This window comes from Dyella agri, assembly GCF_044904705.1.
Classification (GTDB): Bacteria; Pseudomonadota; Gammaproteobacteria; order Xanthomonadales; family Rhodanobacteraceae; genus Rhodanobacter_A; species Rhodanobacter_A agri.
Map to the genome: position 1 here is coordinate 129303 of NZ_JADIKL010000004.1, position 17668 is coordinate 146970.

Consider the following 17668-nt stretch of genomic DNA (forward strand, 5'->3'; position numbering starts at 1 on the left):
ACGTCCGGCCTACATCGTTCAATCTTCTGGAGGATCGTGGTATCGCTACCACCGACAACAAGGGTAACCGCCGTAACCTGGAAATCCGCGTTCCGCGCGTGCGCGTGATCGGCCCGGATTCGGAGCAGCTTGGCATCCTTACCCGCGACGAGGCGCTGCGTGCGGCCGAGGAAGCGGGCATGGATCTGGTCGAGATCCAGCCGAACGGCGATCCGCCGGTCTGCCGCATCATGGACTACGGCAAGTTCAAGTTCGAAGCCCAGAAGAAGGCGCAGGCCGCCAAGAAGAAGCAGAAGCAGGTCGAGATCAAGGAAGTGAAGTTCCGTCCGGTCACGGACGTGGGCGACTACCAGATCAAGCTGCGCAACATGCTGCGATTCCTGGAAGAGGGCGACAAGGTCAAGGTCACGATCCGCTTCCGCGGTCGCGAGATGTCGCACCAGGACCTCGGCCAGAGCCTGGCCAAGCGCATCCAGGAAGACGTGGGCGAGAACGGCCAGATCGAGTCCTTCCCGCGCCTGGAAGGCCGCCAGATGGTCATGATGATCGGCCCCAAGAAGAAGCAGTAAGGCAAACGGTGGCCTGCGGGCCGCCGTTTCGCATGAGGCGATGGGCAGGCGGCCTGCCCGGACGAGCGCCACAGGCTGGCGCCAGCCTCGTTTTCTCCGTACAATTGGCAGTTCGACCCGCCTGGAAGGGTCGTGAACCGATGTCGGCAGGACGGAAAGCGCGGCCTTGCGGTCGCCGCCGAATCAGTCAGAAACCGGGGTTTCGGCCCCATCAAGGAGCATTCCCATGCCCAAGATCAAGACCAACCGGGCGGCTGCGAAGCGTTTTCGCAAGACCGCTTCCGGCAAGTTCAAGGCCGGTCACGCCTTCAAGTCGCACATCCTGACCAAGAAGTCGACCAAGCGTAAGCGCAACTTGCGCGCCACCAACCACGTCAAAGCGTGCGACACCAAGGGTGTGGCTCGCATGTTGCCGTATCTCTGAACGGGAGGACTAAACCATGGCTCGTGTAAAGCGTGGCGTTACCGCCCGTCGTCGTCACAAGAAGATCATCGGCCGCGCGAAGGGCTACTACAACGCCCGCCGCAAGGTTTTCCGCGTAGCGAACCAGGCCGTCATCAAGGCCGGCCAGTACGCCTATATCGGCCGCAAGCAGAAGAAGCGCCAGTTCCGCGCCCTGTGGATCGTGCGTATCAATGCGGCCGCCCGTCAGTTCGGCCTGTCCTACAGCCGTCTGATCAACGGCCTGGCCAAGGCCGGCATCACGGTCGACCGCAAGGTGCTGGCGGACATCGCCGTGCACGACATCAAGGCGTTTGGCGCCATCGCAGAAAAGGCGAAGGCCAGCCTGGCCGCTTGATCGTCGCTCACTGACGATATGATGTGAATCAAGCGGGGAGAAGGCCAACGCCTTCTCCCCGCTTTGTTTTGGTAGCGCGCTTTTTGCGTTCGCCTCCTCTCCCTGCCGGGGAGAGGATTGAGGTGAGGGGCCGAGGCTTGCCCCGAACTTCATCGAAGCTCGCTTCGAACTGGCGTCGACGCAAGAGCGCCCCTCACCCCAGCCCTCTCCCCTAAGGGGAGAGGGAGAGAAGCGAGAGTCGCACCGATGGATGATCTCGACAGTCGCGCCGCACAGGCGCTGGCCGACATCGACAAGGCCGATACGCTGGACGCGCTCGAATCCCTGCGCGTGGGCCTGCTGGGCAAGAGCGGCATCGTCACCGCCGCGCTGAAGTCGCTGGGCGCGCTGGCGCCGGAAGAGCGCAAGGCGCGTGGCGCCGAGGTGAACCTCGTCAAGGAGCGCCTGGCCGACGCGCTGGCTGCGCGCAAGGCGACGCTGGAGCAGGCCGAGCTGGATCGCCGGCTGTCCTCCGAGACCATCGACATCTCGCTGCCCGGCCGCGACGGCGAGCGCGGTGGCATCCACCCGATCACCCGTGCGCTGGAACGTATTGCCGCGATCTTCGCGCGGCTGGGCTACCAGCGCGCCGACGGTCCCGAGATCGAGGACGACTGGCACAACTTCGAGGCGCTGAACTTCCCGCCGCACCACCCGGCGCGCGCCATGCACGACACCTTCTACTTCGGCGACGGCCGCCTGCTGCGCACGCACACTTCGCCGGTGCAGATCCGCTCGATGAAGGGTCGGCAGCCGCCGATCCGCATCATTGCGCCGGGCAAGGTCTACCGCAGCGATTCGGACCAGACCCACTCGCCGATGTTCCATCAGATCGAGGGCTTGCTGGTTGACGAGACCTCCAGCTTCGCCGATCTGAAGGGCACGCTGGCCGAGTTCATTCGCGCTTTCTTCGAGCGCGATTTCGAGATGCGCTTCCGCCCCAGCTACTTCCCCTTCACCGAGCCTTCGGCCGAGGTGGACATCCGCTGGGAGACCAGGGATGGCGAGTCGCGCTGGCTGGAAGTGCTGGGCTGCGGCATGGTGCATCCCAACGTGCTGGCGAACTGCGGCATCGACCCGGAGCGCTACACCGGCTTTGCCTTCGGACTCGGCGTGGAGCGCTTCGCGATGCTGCGCTATGGCGTGACCGATCTGCGCGCGTTCTTCGAGAACGACCTGCGCTTCCTCAAGCAGTTCGCGTAAACCGGGCAGGGAACACACGATGAAATTCTCCGAGAACTGGCTGCGCGAACTGGTCGACGTACAGGCCGATCGCGCCCAGCTGGCCCACGCGCTGACCATGGCCGGGCTGGAAGTGGAAGAGCTCACGCCGCTGGGCGAGGGCCTGGATGGCGTGGTGGTGGCCGAAATCGTCGGCGCCGAAAAACATCCCGAAGCGGACCGCCTGCAGGTGTGCAAGGTCGACACGGGGCAGGGCGAGCCGCTGCAGATCGTCTGCGGCGCGCCGAATGCGCGCGTCGGCATCAAGGTGCCGCTGGCCACGGTCGGCGCGGACTTGCCAGGCGGCATCCACATCAAGGCGGCCAAGCTGCGCGGTGTGGAGTCGTTCGGCATGCTGTGCTCGGCCAAGGAGCTGGGCATCGACGCCGATGCTTCCGGCCTGCTGGAACTGCCGTCCGATGCGCCGGTGGGCCAGTCGCTGGCGACATACCTGGGCCTGCCCGACGCCAGCATCGAGCTGAAGCTCACGCCGAACCGCCCCGATTGCCTTGGCCTCTACGGCCTCGCGCACGACGTGGCTGCGTTGTTCGGCAGCCACGTGAAGACCGGCGAGCAGGCGGCCGCGCCTGTGACTGGCGCGGCACGCCGCGGCATTCGTCTCGAAGCCGGCAAGGACGCACCGCGTTACCTCGGTCGCGTCGTCGAAGGCATCGATCCGGCCGCGCGCACGCCGCTGTGGCTGGCCGAGCGCCTGCGCCGCGCAGGTCTGCGCCCGATCAGCGCGGTGGTGGACATCACCAACTACGTGATGCTCGAGCTGGGCCAGCCCATGCACGCCTTCGACAACGACACGTTGGAAGGCGACATCGTGGTGCGCCACACGCGCGCTGGCGAAACGCTGAAGCTGCTCGACGGCAGCGAGGCGAAGCCCGATGCCGGCTTCGTGCTGATCGCCGACGACAAGAAGGCGCTGGCGGTGGCCGGCGTGATGGGCGGGTTCGACTCCCGCGTCACCGATGCCACGCGCAACATCTTCCTGGAGTCCGCGCACTTCGCCCCGGCCGCGATCATGGGCCGTGCGCGCAAGCTCGGCCTGCATACCGACGCCTCGCACCGCTTCGAGCGTGGCGTCGATCCCGCGCTGCCGCGCCGCGCGCTGGAGCGCGCCACCGAACTGCTGCTGGCGATCGCCGGCGGCAAGGCCGGGCCGGTGCTGGTGGCGGAGAACCTCGTCGATTTGCCGCAGCCTGCGCCGGTGGTGCTGCGCCGCGCACGCCTCAGGCGCGTGCTGGGCGTGGACGTGGCCGACGCCGAAGTGGCGCGCATCTTCACCGCATTGGGCATGAAGGTGGAGCCGCAGGTCGGTGGCTGGCAGATCACCGCGCCCAGCAGCCGCTTCGACATCGAGCGCGAGGAGGACCTGGTCGAGGAAGTCGCGCGCATCTTCGGCTACGACAACATTCCCACCGCCACGCCGGCGGGTGCATTGGCGCTGGCGGCCGAACCGGAAGCGCGCATTGGCGAACTGGCGCTGCGCGAACAGCTTGCCGCGCGCGGTTATTTCGAGGCGGTGAACCTGTCCTTCGTCTCCACCGAGTTGCTGGCGCGCTGGGGTCTCGCCGGTCAGGGCGTGCCCCTGGCGAACCCGCTGTCGGCCGATCTCGCCGTGATGCGCCCCTCGTTGTTGCCGGGCCTGGTCGAGGCGCTGCGCCACAACCGCGCACGCCAGCAGGAGCGGGTGCGCCTGTTCGAGGTGGCCCGGGTGTTTGCGGCCGGCGATCCGCCGGTCGAGACGCCCAGCCTGGCCATCGTCGCCTGCGGCAATGCCCGGGCCGAGCAGTGGGGCGAAGCGTCCCGCGCGCTGGATTTCTTCGATCTCAAGGGCGACCTGGACGCCTTGCTGGCCTGGGGCGGCGAGCCGCAGCGCTGGACCGTGCATACCGATGGCCTGCCTTCCTGGCTGCACCCGGGACGTGGCGCGCGCCTCTCGCGCGACGGTGAGACAGCGGGCTGGCTGGGCGCCCTGCACCCGCAGCTGGCCAAGGCGCTGGACCTGGGGCCGGATGTGCACGTACTGGAGCTGGCGCTGGAGCCGCTGCTGGCCCGTCGCCTGCCCAAGGCGCAGCCGGTGGCCCGGTTCCCCTCGGTGCGCCGCGACATCGCCGTCGAGGTGCCGGAAAGCGTGGCCTGGTCACACATCGGCGAAGCCGTTCGCGGCAGCCTCGGCGCGGTGCTGAAAGAGCTGCGGCTGTTCGATCGCTACAGTGGCAAGGGGGTCGAAGCGGGCCGAAAAAGTCTCGCTATGGGCTTGATTTTGCAGGATGCTTCACGCACCCTTACCGACGACGACGCAGACAGTTGCGTGCGGCAGGCCGTCGCCGCACTCGAACAGACATGCCAGGCTAAGTTGCGAGGATGAGATGGCGCTGACCAAGGCGGATATGGCCGAGCGGCTTTTCCTGGACGTGGGCCTCAACAAACGTGAAGCCAAGGAGTTCGTGGACGCCTGTTTCGAGGTTGTCCGCGAAGCACTGGAAAGAGGGGAGCAGGTGAAGCTGTCGGGTTTCGGCAACTTCGACCTGCGCGAGAAGAACCAGCGGCCAGGGCGCAACCCCAAGACCGGCGAGGAGATTCCGATCTCGGCGCGCCGGGTGGTGACGTTCCGGCCAGGGCAGAAACTCAAGGTGCGAGTCGAGGGCTATGCTGGACCAAGGGAATAACACCGAACTGCCGCCCATCCCTGCCAAGCGCTACTTCACCATCGGCGAAGTGGGCGAGTTGTGCGGGGTGAAGCCACACGTGCTGCGCTACTGGGAGCAGGAATTCCCCGCGCTCAATCCGGTGAAGCGCCGCGGCAACCGCCGCTATTACCAGCGCCACGATGTGCTGATGATCCGCCAGATCCGTGCGCTGCTGTACGACGAAGGCTTCACCATCACCGGTGCCCGGGCGCGGCTGGAAGGCCCACAGGCGCGTGTGGAGGCGAGCATGTCGCACCAGATCGTGCACCAGGTGCGGCTGGAGCTGGAAGAAGTTCTTGCCCTGCTGCGTCGCTGAGCGCGTTCATCTGTTATAGTTCGCGCTTTCTGATCGCATGATCGCGAAGCACAGAAGGCGGCCACGTTGCCGCCTTTCAAGTCCAAGTCGGGGCGTAGCGCAGCCTGGTAGCGCATTTGCCTGGGGGGCAAAGGGTCGTCGGTTCGAATCCGGCCGCCCCGACCAATTGGATTACTCTAGGCAACCCTAGATGTCCCGGAAACCGCGCTACGGCGCGGTTTTTTGTTTCTGCGTTGCCCGTAATGTCCCTGCACTTCTCTTGGGCTCCCCAATTCCGGGGGGATGGCTGGGTACGTGACCCATCAAACGTGGCGTACTCCAAAAGAAGGGTGCGGTAATGTCCGCTTTCGACGGCGGACGTAACCGTTCGTAGTAGCGTTGATCATGATGTCGGCGGCCTGATCGAGGCCCACTGGTTCAGGCGATCAACTTCATCGGTGTGCGCAAACAGGGGGCGCAGTTATGGAGCCGCGTGGTTTCGAAATCATTGCCGAACGAGAGAAAGGCTTGCGACGCGGCCTTTCGACGGCGCAGCTTTCGATGATTGCCATTGGTGGCGCCATCGGCACCGGGTTGTTCCTTGGCAGCGGCTTTGCGATCGGCTTCGCGGGTCCAAGTGTGCTCGTGAGCTATGCAATTGGCGCGCTGATCGCGCTGCTGCTGATGGGGTGTCTCGCGGAGATGGTGGTTGCACATCCCACCTCGGGATCCTTTGGCGCGTACGCGGAGTACTACATCGGGTCATGGGCCGGGTTCATGGTGCGCTACGCGTACTGGACGTCGATCGTGATCGCCGTAGGCACCGAGGTGACCGCCATTGCCGTCTATATGAAATATTGGTTCCCCGGCATTCCTGGCTGGTACTGGATAGTCGGCTTCTCGGGCGCGCTCATGGGCATCAACGTCGTGAGTGTCAAAGTATTCGGCTCGGTCGAATACGTGTTCTCCATGCTCAAGATCGCGGCGATCGTGGCCTTCATCGTCCTGGGTGCATGGATGGTGGCTGGCGCGCCCTCGAGTTCAGGCATCGGGCTGGCGAACTACACCGCACACGGTGGGTTCTTTCCGAAAGGCGTCTGGGGCATGTGGGTAGCCGTGATCGTCGCGATCTTCAGCTATCTGAGCATCGAGATGATTGCTGTCGCCGCCGGCGAGGCCAGCGAACCCCGGCAAGCCGTCACTCGGGCCTTCCGGGCAACGGTGTTGCGGCTGGTGTTGTTCTATCTGCTGACCCTGGCGTTGATGCTGGCCATCGTGCCTTGGACGGCGGCGGGAACCGATCAGAGTCCCTTCGTGAAAGTCATGGTCGCGACGCATATACCGGGTGCTCCCGGCATCATCAACTTCGTGATACTCATGGCCGCACTCTCGGCGATGAACAGTCAGCTCTATATCTCGACACGCATGATGTTCAGTCTTGCGCGGGCGGGCTACGCTCCACGGCGCCTTGGCCAACTCAACAGACATGGCGTGCCAGTGGCGGCACTCCTGCTCTCGGCGATCGGGATCGCCCTGGCCACGGTAGTGAATGCATTGCATCCCGATACGTCCTTCATCCTGATGATGGCGATCTCGCTGATTGCCCCGATGTTTACCTGGTTCATGATCTTCGTCACCCATCTGTTCTTCCGTCGTCGCCATCGCGGCGAAGTGCTTGGATTTCGCATGTGGGGTTACCCGGCAACGTCGCTTCTAGGCGCCGGGCTCATGCTTGGCGCGCTCCTGACGACGATCTTCACGCGCGAGTTCCGCATGACGCTGTTGTTCGGCGTACCGTTCCTGGCTGCGCTCGCGCTCGCGCATCGCCTTTGGCGTCGTGGACGGTTGCAGGCGCTAGGGAGTGAGGACCAGGTGCTTGGCTGACCTGCTCTTAGTGATCCGCGCGGTCATGGCGGGCTTCGACAAGGCAACCGACCTCGTAGAGAAGCAGGTGGCTATGGGATCGCAGTATCAACTGCTACCGGCAGCTCTCCGGGATGCGATTGATGCGGAATATGCCGCTGCGACACATGGCTAGACTGTCCGTTATCGACCCGAAGCGGAGGTCGAAAGGCACCTATGAGAGAACGGGAGTCGATATGACGAGTACTGACGAAGTTACGGTGATGTACCGCCCTGTTGGACCCGAGGAACTAGAATTGTTACGCCACGCAGGTTTCAGGCGGTGGCCTCCGCGCCTGCCCGAACAGCCCATTTTCTATCCGGTTACCAATGAGCAGTACGCGGCCGAGATAGCGGGTAAATGGAATGTGCGTGACAGTGGCTTTGGTGCGGTTACTCGCTTTCAGGTGCGAACATCTTTCATGAGCCGATACCAAATTCAACGCGTGGGGGGGGCTCACCACACGGAGTGGTGGGTGCCAGCTGAGGATCTTGAAGACCTAAACGACAACATCGTCGGCCTCATCGAGGTCACGCGCGAGTTCAGGTCATGAAATCGATGCCCGCTTTCGACCCGTAACGGACCTTTTGGGATAGGGGCTGTGTGGGGCTGTGAGAAAGCCAGGGGGGCACTAATGAGCGATGCGCAAGATGCCACGTTGCTAAGAACCGTCAGGACGTACTGGCGCGCTTTTGCTCCGGCATGGATTTTTCCAGCCATATTCCTGTTTGGCGGTCTTGCCTCTGACCGTATGGGCCATCCGAACCTGTTCTTTTTTGCCGTGCTTCCGCTCTTCTTCTGGAGCTTCAGTCGAGCTACTGGTCCCTGGAGGAGAGGGGAAATTCGCTACTGGCATGGAGCATTTTGGTGCTTGGTCGTTCCATTCATTGTTTGGGGTGTCGCTGTGTTTGCGCACCTGGCCGTGGTGGGCCGTTGAGACCGGAGCAGACTGACGCTAACTCGAAAACAGTCCGCTTCCACAAAGCGGACTGTTCGGGCGCGCGAAATACTCCGATCATCGGCTCGCACCTGATCACACGTCGGTCGCTCTCTGACGATCGCCGGATGAGGCCTGACTCACGGGCAGGCGCTAACATCCCGGGAACGTCGTCATTTGGCCCCCGACCTGAGACCGATTGAATGCCCTCGACAGACCGACCGGCTGGCGCTGACCAGCTACCCCACAGCCACCCCACCGGCACCGGCCACATGCCCAAACCCTTGCCGTCTGACCTGGACGGCGAGGCCACCGACTGCGCCGAGGGGCTGGCGCGCGAGGAAGCGCTGCGCGACTCCTCGCTTCGCGTGCCGCGCTGACGGGTGTCGCGCACGGTTGAAGGGCATCCCCGCCACCAGGTTGTTGCAGTGCAGGGCTTGCGAGGCATTGTTCGGTAGAAGCCGCCCCGACCATGGGATCACTCCAGGCAACCCTGGATGTCCCGGAAACCGCGCTACGGCGCGGTTTTTTGTTGGCTGTGCCCGTCTGCAACGCCCCGGCACCTCCTTCCCGCCAACACGCGGAAGGCGCCCATATGCGGCCGGAAGGCTTGCAGGGGACTTGCGCTGTAGGGGCATACGTATGCATCGTGTACGTATTCGCCGGTATCGGACAGGCCGATGCAGAGCTTCCTGACAGCTCTGTCAGGGAATGCCGACATCGGCCGAGCGCTTGTTCCTGCATTCTTGTACTGTTTCGTGAGTTTGGCGACGCGCCTGCGGTCCGTGGCAGACGTCGGCCAAGGCCTCTTATGACCCAGCCCAAGGCGTCCCATCGATGAGCATCCTGTTCGCGATCCAGGAAGACGATGCCGGCATGTGGTGCATCTGCCGCGGGCAGGCCTGCCTGTCGAACCGGCTTACCCTGGCGCAAGCCATTACCGATGCGCGCAAGCTGGCACGGGACCACCACGCCCGAACCGGCCTGACCGCCTCCGTGGACCTGATCAGCCCGGAAGGCACGACCCGCCTGGGCCACTATGCGCGCCCCAGTGCCGAGCCCGACGACGTAGCTGTGGCCTGACGCCAGTTATCGCGCCTGTTCGGGGCTTTGAACAGGCGCTAAGACGTCCGCGTTACGGACGCGCCGGGGCTTCCGCCGGCTTGGCTTTTGGCTCCGGCACGATCGGCGCCGCACCCTCCTTGCGCGGCAGGAAGTGTCTGGCCAGCAAGGCATCGGCCTGATCGTCCTTGCCGTCCTCACGCAATGCATTGACCAGGGCACGCACGAGATCGGCAGGCATGTCCGCACCCGCAGGGAATTTCTCGAGCATGGCGATGCGCTGGGCCGCGGGTTTGCTCATTTGCCGCATGGCCTTGTCCATGCCGGTGTACAGCGCGGGGTTTGCCGGATCGGCCTGGAAGCCATGCTGGAACACGGTGGCGGCTTCCGAGGGCGCCTGCCTGATCTCCAGCAATGCGCGACCGAGGCTTGCATCAAGCGACGGGATATCCGGTTTGAGGGAGGCGGCGTGGCGCCATTCTGCGATGGCCTGATCGGTGATGCCCTTGGAGAACAGTAGTGTTCCCAGCAGATAGTGCGCGGAGGCGTCGGAGGGGTTCCTGGCGAGGGCTGCGCGCAGGACCAGGAGCGTTTCGCGCCTTTCCGGGAACACATAGCGCAATGGCATGTGCGAAGCGGCCCGATAGTCGGCCAGCCCGGATTGGCCCATCTGCTCGCGGCAATAGCCACGGTAGTAGGCCAGCAAAGGGTATTGATCGGGCGATACCGTACCCGGCTCGGCCTGGTCGGCCGGTACGGCCGGATACGTGCGGGTGAGCAGCGCGAGCGAGTCGGAATAAAGCCCTAACCGGTTGTACTGGATCACCAGGTCGAGAATCCGGTTCGGGTCGCTGGCGAGGTGTTCGTCGAGCTGCGCATCCGGGTGCCCCAGGATGGATTGCTCGTTGCGCAGGAAACGGCTGGTGGGGTAGGTGGCAAGTGCCGTGGTGACGAGTTGCCGCGCGCGATCGACCGGGCCCAGGGCGCGCCGCACGGCCACCACATCTTCTATGCAGCGCTGGGCCACCGTATTGGCGGTGTCGGGGTGGCACACGTGGGCCAGCACGTCATGGGCGCGTGCGAAATCCTTGTCCTTGATGAGCGACTCGGCCAGCAGTACACCTGCCGCCGCCCGGTAGGATGGGTCGCGATAGGCCGCCTCGAATTCGATGCGGGCTTCCCGCGGATGATCGAGGAAGGCTTCTGCGATACCGCGGTAGTAGCGGGTTTCCCCGTCCCAGGTGGCGCGGTCTTCGACCTGCTTCAACAGACGCGAGGCGTCTTCGAAACGGAACAGGTCCACGTCCAACCGGCCCTGAGCCTTCAGGAGGGCCATGCTGTCCGGTGCTGCTGCAAGCGCCTGCGCATAGGTTTTATGGGCGGTGATCAACTGGCCCTGGAGTTCTTCGTTCCTGCCGCGCTCGAGCAGGCCGTCGCTGGTGTCGGACGGCTGATAAGTGGTCTGCGGGCCCGTGTGGACCTCGTCGCGCGGCGTCCAGTCGTACTGGTCCTCGGTATGTTCCAGAAGCACCTCGTGCTTGTCGTTCTCGACGACAAAGGTGTACTTCTTCGCCGGAGAAAGATCATCGAACGTGTGTTGCCATGTCTTGGCCGGGTCGAGCGTCGCGGAGTCCTGGAAGACCGTCTTGGCACCGTCCAGGATCCGGATACTTGCGCCGGGGAACCGGCGGTTGGCATTGAAGGCTACCGCCAGTGCTTCATGCCCGGCGGCATTGCGCTTCCTGGCCATGAACACGACGCCATTCAAGTTGGCGCGCGAGATGCCGCCGGTTCCGCGCACCGGCATCCAGTATTCGGAGAAGTGGATGATCTGCTCGGGCTGGAGAAAGCCGTAGGTCTCCTGGTTGCGGAAAAGTCCGGCCTGTACTTCCGCATACGCGCTGTCGTTGTCCGAAAGCACATGGCGCCACGCGAGGCCTTCGGTATTGGTGCCCCAGGTCCAGATCTTCTTGGCCGGCAGATCCGCATAGTCGGCATAGTGGACAACGCCGGCATCCGCATCCGGGTTGTAGATGCCCATGAAGGGTTCGCGGCTTCCGTAGGTGAAGCGCGATACGGGGCCGTCCTTGTGGTTGCCGATGATGCTGAGATCCATGCCTTTCGCATTCACCGGCCAGGTATCGATGTCCTTGAAGCCATGGCTGGCTGTGAACTGCATGGGGTACCAGATCTTCGAATCGTCACGGACCTGCACGCCTGCGTTGTTCCACCAGTAGAAGCGGTGCCGCAGTTCGCTTGGGTTGGACAGCGTCACGCGTTCTTCCAGCACGGTGCTGCCCTGGCGCAGGACCAGTTGGACCGTCCATTCCATGCCGTAGACACGATCGCGGTTGCCGATGGTCACCGAGGCGCTTCCGTCCGGATCCTGGGCGTAGGACCAGTCGACGGGAGAAAGGGAAACCCAGTTGTGCGAAACGGGGAAATTGAACTCGACGCCGAAGGCAGACCATGCGCCGCGATAACCAATCAGCGCCTTCTTCAGCGTCGGATTGGCATAGAACATCGGCTTGCCGTTGATCTTGTCGATGCACGTATAGATGTGCCCGCCAAGATCAGGAAGGATTGTGCACTTCAGGTATTCGTTCTCGAGAAAAAGCGCGCGCCAGAGATGCTTGGCTTCCGTGTTGCGCACATCTTCGCGCAGCGTGTAGGGGTAGCTGAATTTGTCGGTGCCGTAGATGTCGAACGGCGGGTTCTCGTCGGGCGGGCCTTCCTCCGATGCCGCAAGCGGCATCTGGCCCTGCCAGACGCGAACCTGTGCGTGCAAGGAAAGCGGCCCCAGCAGAAGCAGGATGCAGAGACTCAATCGCGAACGTGCCATTAGCTTCACCCTGTCGTATGTGAACCGTTGCCGGGACCGCATCTTGGCGGCGTGGTCTGTGCGGAAATCGCCGAGTTATTTGAAGCTGCCGCGAAATGCGGTCCACCCGTAAGCGTCGATTTATCGCAGCGTGCAGATCCAGCGACACGCTTTGCCGGGCCGGTATGCATTTGCTCGCTACCTGTTCGTACCAGCGTCATGATCGGCGCCTCGCAATGCCTTTAAGCCCGCTTCGCGAGGGATGCCTGTGGATGTTTGCCGTGGTCTTACGGCTTTGCAGATGGGGCGCTCCCTGCAACTGGCGGCTGACGCGGGATAGGGGTTTGCGCATGCTGCTGTTCGAGCCAGTGGGCCATGGCCTGCTTCATCCGCTCTGCTTCGTGTGGATGTGCATGGACAAGGTTGAATTGTTCGGTGGGATCGTTGGCCAGGTCGTACATCTCATAGTGATCGTCTTCATTGAAGTGGATCAGCTTGAGATCGCCCTGCCGGTAGACCACCCACGGCGTCACCAGCTGGTCGTCCCAGTAGTGAGGGTAGTTCCAGCCCATGTCGCGCTTCGCCATGCTATCGCCGTGCAGTAGCGGCACGACGCTGCGCCCATCGAGATCATCCTGCGGCTTGATGCCGGCAAGCTGCAGGAGCGTTGGCGTGAGGTCCACGCCGTAAACGGGCGTATCGTTGTGGCCGTGCGCCGGAATGTGGCCTGGTTCGACGAAGATCAACGGCACGCGCAAGCCGCCTTCGTAGGCGAAGCCCTTGCCGGCGCGCATCGGTGCGTTGCTGGTGGCGAGTGCGCTTCCGGTCTCGTTGGGAAGGTCGAGCCCACCGTTGTCGGACATGAACACCACGACGGTGTTGCGGTCCAGATGCAGTTCTTTCAGCGTCGCTGTCAGCTTGCCGACGCTACGGTCCAGCGCATGGATCATGGCGGCATAAGTGCGATTGTCCTGGCCATCGGCTGGCGTCCAGTCCTTCACCGCCGCCAGATCGGCCTCGGTAGCCTGCAGCGGTGCGTGCACCGCGTAGTGCGACAGCTCCAGGAAGAACGGGCGGTCCTGATGATGCGTAGCCGCGTCGTGGAGGTATTTGATGGCTTCTTCGGTGAGGCGATCGGTCAGGTATTCGCCGGGGCCGCCACCTTGCGCAGCCAGATCGGGCACCTGCCCCGGGCTGCCGGGTTTTCCATAGGGCCAGAAATAGGAACCCGGATGGCCCTGCGGACCAGCGGCGAGGCTCCAGTCGAACCCGTGGTCGGTCGGTAGCGAGCCTTTGCCGCCAAGGTGCCATTTGCCGATGATCGCAGTGCGATAGCCGACTTCGTCGAGGTCACGTGCCAGCGTGCGCACGTCAGGCAGTTGCTGGTTGAATTCGGGAACCCTGAAACGCGATTCCGCGGGCGTGCCTTCGCCCGGGATGTAATCCGTCAGGTGCAATCGGGCCGGCGTTAGCCCGGTCAGTAGCGAGGCGCGTGAAGGCGAGCACACCGCAGCCGAGGCGTACGCGTTCTCGAAGACCATGCCTTCGGCGGCCAGCGCGTCGAGGTTGGGGGTGCGATAGAAGCGACTGCCGCCGCCACTCCAGTCATGCCAGCCCATATCGTCAACCAGGATGAACAGGATGTTCGGAGGGGTGGGCGCTTCTTTGCGACTCGTGGTTGGCGCCTTTCCGGTGGCGCTAGCGGCAGGAAGGATCAGTGACACCAGGATCAGAACTATCGCCCCCATGCCGGAGCGTGCGGCTCGGGTAGTGCGAAACATTGGCTCGTGCCCCTCGTGATTCACACGGATTTCCTACGTTTTCTTTTTCCGTCGTCGGTTTTCCATCGATTCTGGAAATAAAGAAAGTAAACCGGATGTTTTCGAATATAAACGAAAGAAACATAGTTGCAAGTACCTCATGCAACCGGGCTGCGCAGCCTGCACCGCCGACGCGGTGCCAGATGGCGATTGGGGTGATGCGCCGCTGGGTGGACGCGCGGGCGCAGCGGTGGCGCCCGGCATGTTCGTTCGGGACTCGCCTTGCGCCGCAGAAGGTGCAGGAAATTTCAGCGGGGGCCGGCTAGGCTGCGGCATCGGGCTCGCCCACGCCAGGAGATGCCGCATGCCGTCGAACTGCTGCCACCCGAACGCGCCGCACGAGAAGCTCAAGGCGCCCGACTGGTACGTCTCGGCACTGATGATGGATCGCGCGCTGGACGCGATCCTGCGCCGTGTGAAAAAGCTCGACCGCGAACACGACATCCCTTACCTCGCCGGATACAGCCAGGACGGCAAGACGATCTACATCGACCGCCACCTGCCGAAGAGCTTCATCTTCCGCGGCCGCACGGTCGAAGTGGACCGTTTCCTGATCCTGCACGAAGAGGTGGAGAAGACCCTGATCGACCAGCTTGGCCTGCATTACCTGCACGCGCACCAGATCGCCACCCGTGCCGAGGAGGCCGCGGTGAACGCGCAGCGCGTCACCTGGAAGGCCTACGATCGCTTCATGCAGAAGTACGTGAAGTCGATCGGCGACGAACGCTTGCAGAAAGTGCCGGGCGACCTCGACCTGAAGCCTTATCGGGACTACCACGACTACGAACTGCTGCGGAACATGGCGGCGCATATCGACCAGGTGCCGGGGATGGGCGACAAGGCAAAGGCGGAGTTGAAAAGCTACGCGGCGGCATTCCGCGAGCAGCGGCGCGACGAGCAACGGCTCGCCCTGAAGGCGAGCGCAAAGGCAAGTACGCGTCGTGGGCCTGCAGCAAAAAAAGCGGCGGTCGAAACCGCGAAGCCGGCAAAGACCGTCAAGCGGAAAACCGGGCGTCGCGTCGTTGCCGCCTCGTCCGGCTGAGCACTTCCGGCAGCGCCGGCGGATCGAAGTCGGGCAGCCTCAGGGCTTGTCGACGCGTACGGAAAGATGCGCAAAAGCGCCGTTGCGGGTCAACGCGGTGACCCGGTGATCGCCTGCTTGCGGCAATGCCAGGTGCATATTGGCATTGCCGAGGCTGCTTCCCTGCAGGCGACCGTCGAGCAGCCATTGCACTTCTCCCGTGGTGCCGAGCGCTTGCAGGGTCACGTGCAGTGGCTTGGTGCTGTTCGGCGCCTGCCGCAAGCGCGCGCCATCGCTGAGCCCGGCGATGCGGATCGGGCTGGCGACATCGAGCGAATCCGTGGCACAGCCGGGAGCGAGCGGCGGCAAGGCGGCATGCGCGGCATCGTCGGTGCTTAGCCATGGGGTGGCCAATGCAGGCCAGCGTGCGATCTGCACTGTGTGCTCGCCCTTGCCATGGCAGGTGGCGCTCAGGCGGTGTCCGGCGGCGTCGACGCGCAAGTTCGCCAGCCCGGCGGACCAGGCCGTGAGGTCGCGTTCGGCGAAGGTCGGCGGCAATGCGCCATCGAGTGTCCATGCGCTGCGCCGCTGGCGGCACAGGGCTGGCGGCGTGCTGGACACGGCGCCACCCAATGGCCAGCAGATATCCATCTTGCGCACGCTTGCGGGCTGCGCGGCGTAGGCATGCTTGTCGGGCAGCATGTCGACGATGTCGAACATCAGCGGCAGCGACGTCACCGCGCCGTATTGGCCCGGGGATGGCGTGCCGTCGGGGCGGCCGATCCACACGCCGACGGTCCAGCCATCGGCGACACCGATGGCCCAGGCATCGCGGTAGCCGTAACTCGTGCCGGTCTTCCATGCGACGGCGCCATGCCGGTTGATCGTGCCTTCTATCGGCGCGCCGTCGACGTCGGCCGGATTGGTCGCCAGGATGTCGCGGATGATCCAGGCCGCACCGGGTGAAAGCAGGCGACGGGCCTGCCTGGGTTGTTCCGGTACGTAACGCGGCGTGCCGGCGATGCCGCCGTTGGCGAACGCGGTGTAGGCGCCCACCAGATCTTCCAGCCGTGTCGAGGCGCCGCCGAGGATGATGGACAGGTTCGGTTGCGCGCCTTGTGGCAGTTGCAGGTCGATGCCGCCATTCGCCAGTCGCGCCACGAAACGCTTCGGGCCTACATGGTCGAGTACATCCACGGCCGGCACGTTGAGCGAACGCTGCAAGGCCTCGGCCGCGCTGACCGGGCCACTGAAGGTTTCGTCGAAGTTGCCCGGCTTGTAGCCCCCGAAGTCCTGCGGCGCGTCGATCAGCAGGCTTTGCGAGGTGATCAGCCCGTCGTCGAGCGCGAGCCCGTACAGGAAGGGTTTGAGCGTGGAGCCGGGCGAGCGCGGCGCACGCACCATGTCGACGTGCCCCAACCGTTGCACGCTGCCGAACTCGGCCGTACCCACGTAGACGCGCGCCGCCAGCGACGTATTCTCGACCACCAGCACGGCAGCAGAGGTGCGTGGCGGCAAGCGGGCGAGATAGTTGCTGACGCGGTCTTCCACTGCGCGCTGCAGGTTCGCATCGATGGTGGTGACGATGCGCCTGGATTTCGGTTGTTGCTGGTGCAGTCGTTCGGCCAGCAACGCGGCGGCCAGGGGGGCGCGCAGCGAACGCGCGACCACCGGTTCCATTTCCGCATCGTGAACCGTGGCCGCGCTCCACAGGCCTTCGTCGTGCATGCGCCTGAGCACCTTGTCGCGTGCGCGCCGCGCTGCGTCGGGGTGCCGGTCGGGGCGCAGCAGGCTTGGCGATTGCGGCAGCACCGCCAGCAGGGCCGCCTCGGCATGCGACAGTCTTTCGGCCGGCTTGCCGAGGTACGCCCACGATGCCGCCTCCACGCCCTGGATCGGCCCGCCGAAGGGGGCGTGGTTGAGATACAGGTCGAGGATCTGCGCCTTGCTCAGGTGGGCTTCGAGTTGAAGCGCGCGAAAGACCTGCACCACCTTGCCCGCGACCGTATGCGGCATCGGCATGATGATGCGCGCCACCTGCATCGTCAGCGTCGAACCGCCGGACACGATGCGCCCCCCGCGCAACGACAGGAACGCGCCGCGCGCCAGCGCATACGGATTGACGCCCGGAAGCCGGTAGAACCAGCGGTCCTCGTAGGTGAGCAGGGCAGAGAGGTAAAGCGGCGACACTTTGCTCGCCGTGGTCGGATAGCGCCAGACACCGTCGCTGTCGGCAAAGGCGCGCAGCGGCGTGCCGTCGCGCGCCAACACCACGGTGCTGCCGGTATCGGGCGCCGGCAGCCTGAGAGGGAACAAGCGATCCAGCAGTACGGCCAGCAGAAGCAGCACGGCCATGGCGATCGCCGCGACGCGCAACCACCGGCGCAGCCGCGCAGAGGCGGGCCTGGTTCGGCGGCCGGTTGCAGGTGGTGCGAGGTCCATGCGGTTCATCGACCGGAGGGGCACGCGTGACGCCGC

General features: G+C 64.3%; 16 protein-coding genes and 1 tRNA gene. 14 read left to right on the forward strand and 3 right to left on the reverse strand.

All coding sequences use genetic code 11. The features are described from left to right. Nucleotides 1-41: 41 nt before the first annotated feature. From infC to ISP14_RS08395, 13 genes are all read left to right on the forward strand, one after another. Complete coding sequence (infC, locus tag ISP14_RS08335) at nucleotides 42-569, forward strand: translation initiation factor IF-3 (protein WP_404539161.1); 528 nt, start codon at nucleotides 42-44, stop codon at nucleotides 567-569. A 226-nt stretch (nucleotides 570-795) separates the two neighbouring features. After that, the gene (gene rpmI / locus ISP14_RS08340) at nucleotides 796-993 is read left to right on the forward strand and encodes a 50S ribosomal protein L35 (RefSeq protein ID WP_019467379.1); all 198 of its coding nucleotides are present in this window, start codon (nucleotides 796-798) and stop codon (nucleotides 991-993) included. A gap of 16 nt (nucleotides 994-1009) precedes the next feature. Beyond that, nucleotides 1010-1369: a 50S ribosomal protein L20 gene (rplT, locus tag ISP14_RS08345; RefSeq protein ID WP_128898432.1), complete on the forward strand. Its 360-nt coding sequence runs from the start codon at nucleotides 1010-1012 to the stop codon at nucleotides 1367-1369. A gap of 246 nt (nucleotides 1370-1615) precedes the next feature. Then, nucleotides 1616-2611 (forward strand): phenylalanine--tRNA ligase subunit alpha, encoded by a 996-nt coding sequence (pheS, locus tag ISP14_RS08350; RefSeq protein WP_404538046.1) that lies wholly within the window; start codon nucleotides 1616-1618, stop codon nucleotides 2609-2611. 19 nt (nucleotides 2612-2630) lie between these two features. Continuing rightward, a complete protein-coding gene (pheT, locus tag ISP14_RS08355) occupies nucleotides 2631-5009 on the forward strand; it encodes a phenylalanine--tRNA ligase subunit beta (RefSeq protein WP_404538049.1) in 2379 nt (792 codons plus the stop codon). 1 nt (nucleotide 5010) lies between these two features. Then, nucleotides 5011-5310 carry an integration host factor subunit alpha gene (gene ihfA / locus ISP14_RS08360; protein WP_077481444.1) on the forward strand — a complete coding sequence of 100 codons (300 nt, stop codon included), beginning with the start codon at nucleotides 5011-5013 and terminating at the stop codon, nucleotides 5308-5310. Then, nucleotides 5291-5647 (forward strand): MerR family transcriptional regulator, encoded by a 357-nt coding sequence (locus tag ISP14_RS08365; RefSeq protein WP_181301494.1) that lies wholly within the window; start codon nucleotides 5291-5293, stop codon nucleotides 5645-5647. Before ihfA ends, ISP14_RS08365 begins: the two co-directional genes overlap by 20 nt. Nucleotides 5648-5735: 88 nt before the next feature. Next, nucleotides 5736-5812: transfer RNA gene (locus ISP14_RS08370), tRNA-Pro, on the forward strand. A 297-nt stretch (nucleotides 5813-6109) separates the two neighbouring features. Next, nucleotides 6110-7510: an amino acid permease gene (locus ISP14_RS08375; protein WP_404538053.1), complete on the forward strand. Its 1401-nt coding sequence runs from the start codon at nucleotides 6110-6112 to the stop codon at nucleotides 7508-7510. Beyond that, nucleotides 7503-7664, forward strand: coding sequence for a hypothetical protein (locus ISP14_RS08380; protein WP_404538056.1), 162 nt, complete (start codon nucleotides 7503-7505; stop codon nucleotides 7662-7664). Before ISP14_RS08375 ends, ISP14_RS08380 begins: the two co-directional genes overlap by 8 nt. A gap of 61 nt (nucleotides 7665-7725) precedes the next feature. Next, the gene (locus tag ISP14_RS08385) at nucleotides 7726-8082 is read left to right on the forward strand and encodes an ADP-ribosylation/crystallin J1 (RefSeq protein WP_404538059.1); all 357 of its coding nucleotides are present in this window, start codon (nucleotides 7726-7728) and stop codon (nucleotides 8080-8082) included. A gap of 81 nt (nucleotides 8083-8163) precedes the next feature. Continuing rightward, nucleotides 8164-8466 (forward strand): hypothetical protein, encoded by a 303-nt coding sequence (locus ISP14_RS08390; protein WP_404538064.1) that lies wholly within the window; start codon nucleotides 8164-8166, stop codon nucleotides 8464-8466. Nucleotides 8467-9303: 837 nt separating this feature from the next. Further along, on the forward strand, nucleotides 9304-9549 hold the full coding sequence (locus tag ISP14_RS08395) for a hypothetical protein (protein ID WP_404538067.1): 246 nt from the start codon (nucleotides 9304-9306) through the stop codon (nucleotides 9547-9549). A 52-nt stretch (nucleotides 9550-9601) separates the two neighbouring features. Here the strand turns inward: ISP14_RS08395 and ISP14_RS08400 are convergent, their stop codons facing one another. Then, nucleotides 9602-12370 carry a DUF5107 domain-containing protein gene (locus ISP14_RS08400; protein ID WP_404538070.1) on the reverse strand — a complete coding sequence of 923 codons (2769 nt, stop codon included), beginning with the start codon at nucleotides 12368-12370 and terminating at the stop codon, nucleotides 9602-9604. 266 nt (nucleotides 12371-12636) lie between these two features. Continuing rightward, the gene (locus ISP14_RS08405) at nucleotides 12637-14130 is read right to left on the reverse strand and encodes a sulfatase (RefSeq protein ID WP_404538073.1); all 1494 of its coding nucleotides are present in this window, start codon (nucleotides 14128-14130) and stop codon (nucleotides 12637-12639) included. Nucleotides 14131-14473: 343 nt separating this feature from the next. Between ISP14_RS08405 and ISP14_RS08410 the strand changes: the two genes are divergently transcribed. Further along, nucleotides 14474-15211: a hypothetical protein gene (locus tag ISP14_RS08410; RefSeq protein WP_404538075.1), complete on the forward strand. Its 738-nt coding sequence runs from the start codon at nucleotides 14474-14476 to the stop codon at nucleotides 15209-15211. 39 nt (nucleotides 15212-15250) lie between these two features. Here ISP14_RS08410 and pbpC read toward each other — a convergent pair whose 3' ends face one another. Then, nucleotides 15251-17632 carry a penicillin-binding protein 1C gene (pbpC, locus tag ISP14_RS08415; RefSeq protein ID WP_404538078.1) on the reverse strand — a complete coding sequence of 794 codons (2382 nt, stop codon included), beginning with the start codon at nucleotides 17630-17632 and terminating at the stop codon, nucleotides 15251-15253. Between the last annotated feature and the right edge of the window lie 36 nt (nucleotides 17633-17668).